The sequence below is a fragment of the Escherichia sp. KCJ4928 genome, from assembly GCF_004352695.1.
Taxonomy (GTDB): Bacteria; Pseudomonadota; Gammaproteobacteria; order Enterobacterales; family Enterobacteriaceae; genus ECMA0423.
On the sequence record NZ_SJWV01000241.1, the window covers coordinates 1 to 4,810 of the forward strand.

Here is a 4,810-nt window from a genome sequence, read left to right on the forward strand (position 1 = left end):
ATTTTGAGTGCAACCCTGTTAGCCGGTTGTGATGGCGGTGGCTCCGGATCTTCCTCCGATACGCCGCCTGTAGATTCTGGAACAGGGTCTTTGCCGGAAGTGAAACCTGATCCAACACCAAACCCGGAGCCGACGCCTGAGCCAACGCCGGACCCAGAACCTACGCCGGAACCGACACCTGATCCTGAGCCAACACCAGAACCGGAGCCAGAACCTGTTCCTACGAAAACGGGTTATCTGACCCTGGGCGGAAGCCTGCGGGTAACTGGTGATATCACCTGTAATGATGAATCCAGCGATGGCTTTACCTTTACACCAGGCGACAAAGTCACCTGTGTGGCAGGGAACAACACGACAATTGCTACCTTCGACACCCAGTCAGAAGCTGCGCGTAGCCTGCGTGCGGTTGAAAAAGTGTCGTTTAGTCTTGAGGACGCGCAAGAACTGGCGGGTTCCGACAACAAGAAAAGCAATGCGCTCTCGCTGGTCACCTCCATGAACAGTTGCCCGGCGAATACAGAACAGGTGTGCCTGGAGTTCTCCTCGGTGATCGAGAGTAAACGTTTCGACTCGCTGTATAAGCAAATCGATCTGGCACCGGAAGAGTTCAAAAAGCTGGTCAATGAAGAGGTGGAAAACAATGCCGCGACTGATAAAGCGCCATCCACTCATACTTCACCGGTAGTCCCCGTCACGACTCCGGGAACAAAACCGGATCTGAACGCCTCCTTCGTGTCGGCTAACGCGGAACAGTTTTATCAGTATCAACCTTCGGAAATCATTCTCTCAGAAGGTCGCCTGGTGGATAGCCAGGGATATGGTGTTGCTGGCGTCAACTACTACACCAATTCAGGCCGTGGCGTGACAGGGGAAAATGGTGAATTTTCTTTTAGCTGGGGCGAAACCATCTCCTTTGGTATCGATACCTTTGAACTGGGTTCAGTGCGCGGCAATAAGTCGACCATTGCGCTGACTGAACTGGGTGATGAAGTTCGCGGGGCGAATATCGATCAGCTTATTCATCGCTATTCGACGACCGGGCAAAATAATACCCGTGTTGTTCCGGATGATGTACGCAAGGTCTTTGCCGAATATTGAAGTCAGCCTTCACGAAGACTTTTCGTCGGTGATTCAGTCACGACGCGCCTGGTTTAGCGCCGTGGGAGGCCAACAGTGAGAAGGACTCGCGCTGGTTTCACGTTACTGGAAATGTTGGTGGCAATTGCCATTTTTGCCTCGCTGGCACTGATGGCGCAGCAGGTGACTAACGGCGTCACGCGCGTGAATAGCGCCGTCGCCGGACACGATCAAAAACTAAACCTCATGCAGCAAACGATGAGTTTTCTGACCCACGATCTGACCCAAATGATGCCGCGTCCGGTAAGAGGCGATCAGGGCCAGCGTGAACCAGCGTTACTGGCTGGCGCTGGCGTGCTGGCGTCTGAGAGTGAAGGAATGCGTTTTGTGCGCGGCGGTGTGGTTAACCCGTTGATGCGTCTGCCGCGCAGTAATCTGCTCACCGTCGGTTACCGCATTCATGACGGTTATCTCGAACGGTTAGCCTGGCCGCTGACCGATGCCGCAGGCAGCGTGAAGCCGACAATGCAAAAGTTGATTCCGGCCGATTCGCTCCGTTTGCAGTTCTACGACGGCACGCGCTGGCAGGAGAGCTGGTCGTCAGTACAGGCGATCCCTGTGGCGGTACGCATGACCCTGCATTCGCCGCAATGGGGCGAGATTGAACGCATCTGGTTGTTACGCGGGCCGCAATAATCATGATCACCTCACCACCAAAACGCGGAATGGCACTGGTCGTGGTGCTGGTATTGCTGGCAGTTATGATGCTGGTAACCATCACGCTTTCCGGGCGGATGCAGCAGCAACTGGGAAGAACGCGCAGCCAGCAGGAGTACCAGCAGGCGCTGTGGTACAGCGCCAGTGCAGAAAGCCTGGCGCTGAGCGCGCTCAGTCTGAGCCTGAAAAATGAAAAGCGCGTGCATCTGGAACAGCCGTGGGCTTCCGGCCCTCGTTTTTTCCCACTGCCGCAGGGGCAAATCGCCGTCACTCTGCGTGACGCACAGGCCTGCTTTAACCTGAATGCCCTCGCTCAGCCCACAACGGCGTCGCGTCCGCTCGCGGTACAACAACTGATTGCCCTGATCACGCGCCTGGATGTGCCTGCTTATCGGGCCGAACTGATAGCCGAAAGCCTGTGGGAGTTTATTGATGAAGACCGCAGCGTGCAGACGCGTCTGGGCCGTGAAGACAGCGAATATCTCGCCCGCTCGGTGCCTTTCTACGCCGCCAATCAACCGCTGGCCGATATCAGCGAGATGCGCGTGGTGCAGGGAATGGACGCCGGGCTTTATCAAAAACTGAAACCGCTGGTCTGTGCGCTGCCGATGACCCGCCAGCAAATCAACATCAATACTTTAGACGTCACGCAAAGTGTGATTCTTGAGGCGCTGTTTGACCCGTGGTTAAGCCCTGTTCAGGCGCGGGCGTTATTACAACAACGTCCGGCGAAGGGCTGGGAAGATGTCGATCAGTTTCTTGCACAGCCGCTACTTGCTGACGTCGATGAGCGTACTAAAAAACAGCTAAAAACCGTCCTGAGCGTGGACAGCAATTACTTCTGGCTGCGTTCAGATATCACCGTGAATGAGATTGAACTGACGATGAACTCGTTAATTGTCCGCATGGGCCCACAACACTTTTCGGTTCTCTGGCATCAGACAGGAGAAAGTGAGTGAGTTCCATCCTTGAGATTTTTTTCCCGCTTTGCGCCGCTGATCCCATCCATTGGCAGCGCCGTACACCCGATGTGGAGCACGGTATCTGGTCTGACGTTGCTAACGAACAGCTCCAGCAATGGCTGCAAACTGATGCGATTCGACTCTACATTCCCGGCGAATGGATCAGCGTCTGGCAGGTTGAACTGCCTGATGTCGCCCGTAAGCAGATACCGACCATTCTGCCCGCCTTACTGGAAGAAGAGCTGAACCAGGATATCGATGAACTGCATTTCGCCCCGTTGAATATCGACCAGCAACTGGCAACCGTAGCAGTGATTCACCAACAGCATATGCGCAACATTGCGCAGTGGTTGCAGGAAAACGGCATCACCCGCGCTACCGTCGCGCCGGACTGGATGTCCATTCCTTGTGGGTTTATGGCTTGCGATGCGCAACGGGTTATCTGCCGCATCGATGAATGCCGGGGATGGAGCGCCGGGCTGGCGCTGGCTCCGGTCATGTTCCGCGCCCAGCTCAATGAGCAGGATTTACCGCTTTCGCTAACCGTAGTCGGCATTGCACCGGAAAAGCTATCAGCATGGGCTGGCGCAGACGCTGAACGCCTGACCGTTACAGCTCTGCCCGCCATTACCACTTATGGCGAACCGGAAGGGAACCTGCTGACAGGGCCGTGGCAGCCTCGCGTCAGCTACCGAAAACAGTGGGCGCGCTGGCGGGTGATGATTCTGCCGATATTGCTGATTCTGGTTGCGCTGGCAGTGGAGCGGGGCGTGACGTTATGGAGCGTCAGCGAACAGGTGGCGCAAAGCCGCACCCAGGCGGAGGAACAGTTCTTAACGTTGTTCCCGGAGCAGAAGCGGATTGTGAATTTACGCTCTCAGGTGACGATGGCGCTGAAAAAATATCGCCCACAGGCCGACGATACCCGGCTGCTCGCCGAGTTGTCAGCGATAGCCAGCACCCTGAAATCAGCGTCACTTTCCGACATCGAAATGCGTGGTTTTACCTTTGATCAAAAACGCCAGATACTTCACCTCCAGCTACGGGCCGCGAACTTTGCCAGTTTCGACAAACTGCGTAGTGCACTGGCAACCGATTATGTTGTGCAACAGGACGCGTTACAGAAAGAGGGTGATGCGGTTTCCGGCGGCGTAACGTTGCGGAGGAAATAACATGTTACGCGATAAATTTATTCACTATTTTCAGCAATGGCGTGAACGCCAGTTAAGCCGTGGCGAACACTGGCTGGCACAACACCTGGCGGGGCGTTCTCCGCGTGAAAAGGGCATGTTACTGGCAGCGGTGGTGTTCCTGTTTAGCGTCGGATATTACGTCCTCATCTGGCAGCCGTTGAGCGAACGGATAGAACAACAGGAGACAATGTTGCAGCAACTGGTGGCGATGAACACCAGACTGAGGAGCGCCGCGCCGGATATTATGGCGGCGCGAAAATCCGCCACAACAACGCCTGCGCAGGTATCGCGGGTTATCAGTGACAGCGCTTCCGCGCACTCGGTAGTCATCAAGCGGATAGCCGAGCGTGGGGAGAATATTCAGGTCTGGATAGATCCGGTGGTGTTTAATGACCTGCTGAACTGGTTAAACGCGCTGGATGAAAAGTATGCGCTGCGGGTGACACAAATTGATGCCAGTGCTGCTGAGAAGACTGGGATGGTGAATGTGCAGCGGCTGGAGTTTGGACGGGGGTAAAGTATCAGGAGATTAGTATCAATAAAATTACTCTCGTTAACGTGGCGAGAGTAATTCCCCCAGACTTTATAAGCAAACTTTTTTCGTGAAGGTTATTGTCAGATCCAAAAGCAAAAACCCGCCTTGTGGGCGGGTTCTTAAGAATTAGTGGTGCCGGACTCGGAATCGAAGATTTCATTTATCATATTGATATTAATCTCGTTTATTTGGTTTGATGAAAAATGTACCCTCTCTTGTACCCTCGGTCCCTTCTGGTGGTTTTTATGAGAACAAGTAGATCAAGATTTTTGTCATCAGAACACGTGTATTTTTGTGGGTTTTATTCCTGAGTTTTATTCCTTTTT

Annotated in this window: 4 protein-coding genes and 2 pseudogenes; all 6 read left to right on the top strand. The window is 54.1% G+C overall.

Going from position 1 to position 4,810, the window contains the following annotated elements; all coding sequences use genetic code 11:
- A pseudogene (locus E0D98_RS21385) lies at positions 1–1,095 on the top strand (Accessory colonization factor AcfD); the annotation flags it as partial.
- Positions 1,091–1,177 (top strand): annotated as a pseudogene (locus E0D98_RS21390) (type II secretion system protein GspI); the annotation flags it as partial. The pseudogenes E0D98_RS21385 and E0D98_RS21390, both read left to right, overlap by 5 nt.
- Positions 1,174–1,773 (top strand): type II secretion system minor pseudopilin GspJ, encoded by a 600-nt coding sequence (gene gspJ, locus E0D98_RS21395; protein WP_001255040.1) that lies wholly within the window; start codon positions 1,174–1,176, stop codon positions 1,771–1,773. The pseudogene E0D98_RS21390 and the gene gspJ, both read left to right, overlap by 4 nt.
- Positions 1,774–1,775: 2 nt before the next feature.
- The gene (gene gspK / locus E0D98_RS21400; protein WP_000633238.1) at positions 1,776–2,753 is read left to right on the top strand and encodes a type II secretion system minor pseudopilin GspK; all 978 of its coding nucleotides are present in this window, start codon (positions 1,776–1,778) and stop codon (positions 2,751–2,753) included.
- The gene (gene gspL / locus E0D98_RS21405; protein WP_000094962.1) at positions 2,750–3,928 is read left to right on the top strand and encodes a type II secretion system protein GspL; all 1,179 of its coding nucleotides are present in this window, start codon (positions 2,750–2,752) and stop codon (positions 3,926–3,928) included. Before gspK ends, gspL begins: the two co-directional genes overlap by 4 nt.
- A gap of 1 nt (position 3,929) precedes the next feature.
- Entirely contained in the window at positions 3,930–4,466 is a 537-nt protein-coding gene (gene yghD / locus E0D98_RS21410) for a GspM family type II secretion system protein YghD (protein ID WP_000942795.1), read from the top strand.
- Positions 4,467–4,810 lie beyond the last annotated feature (344 nt).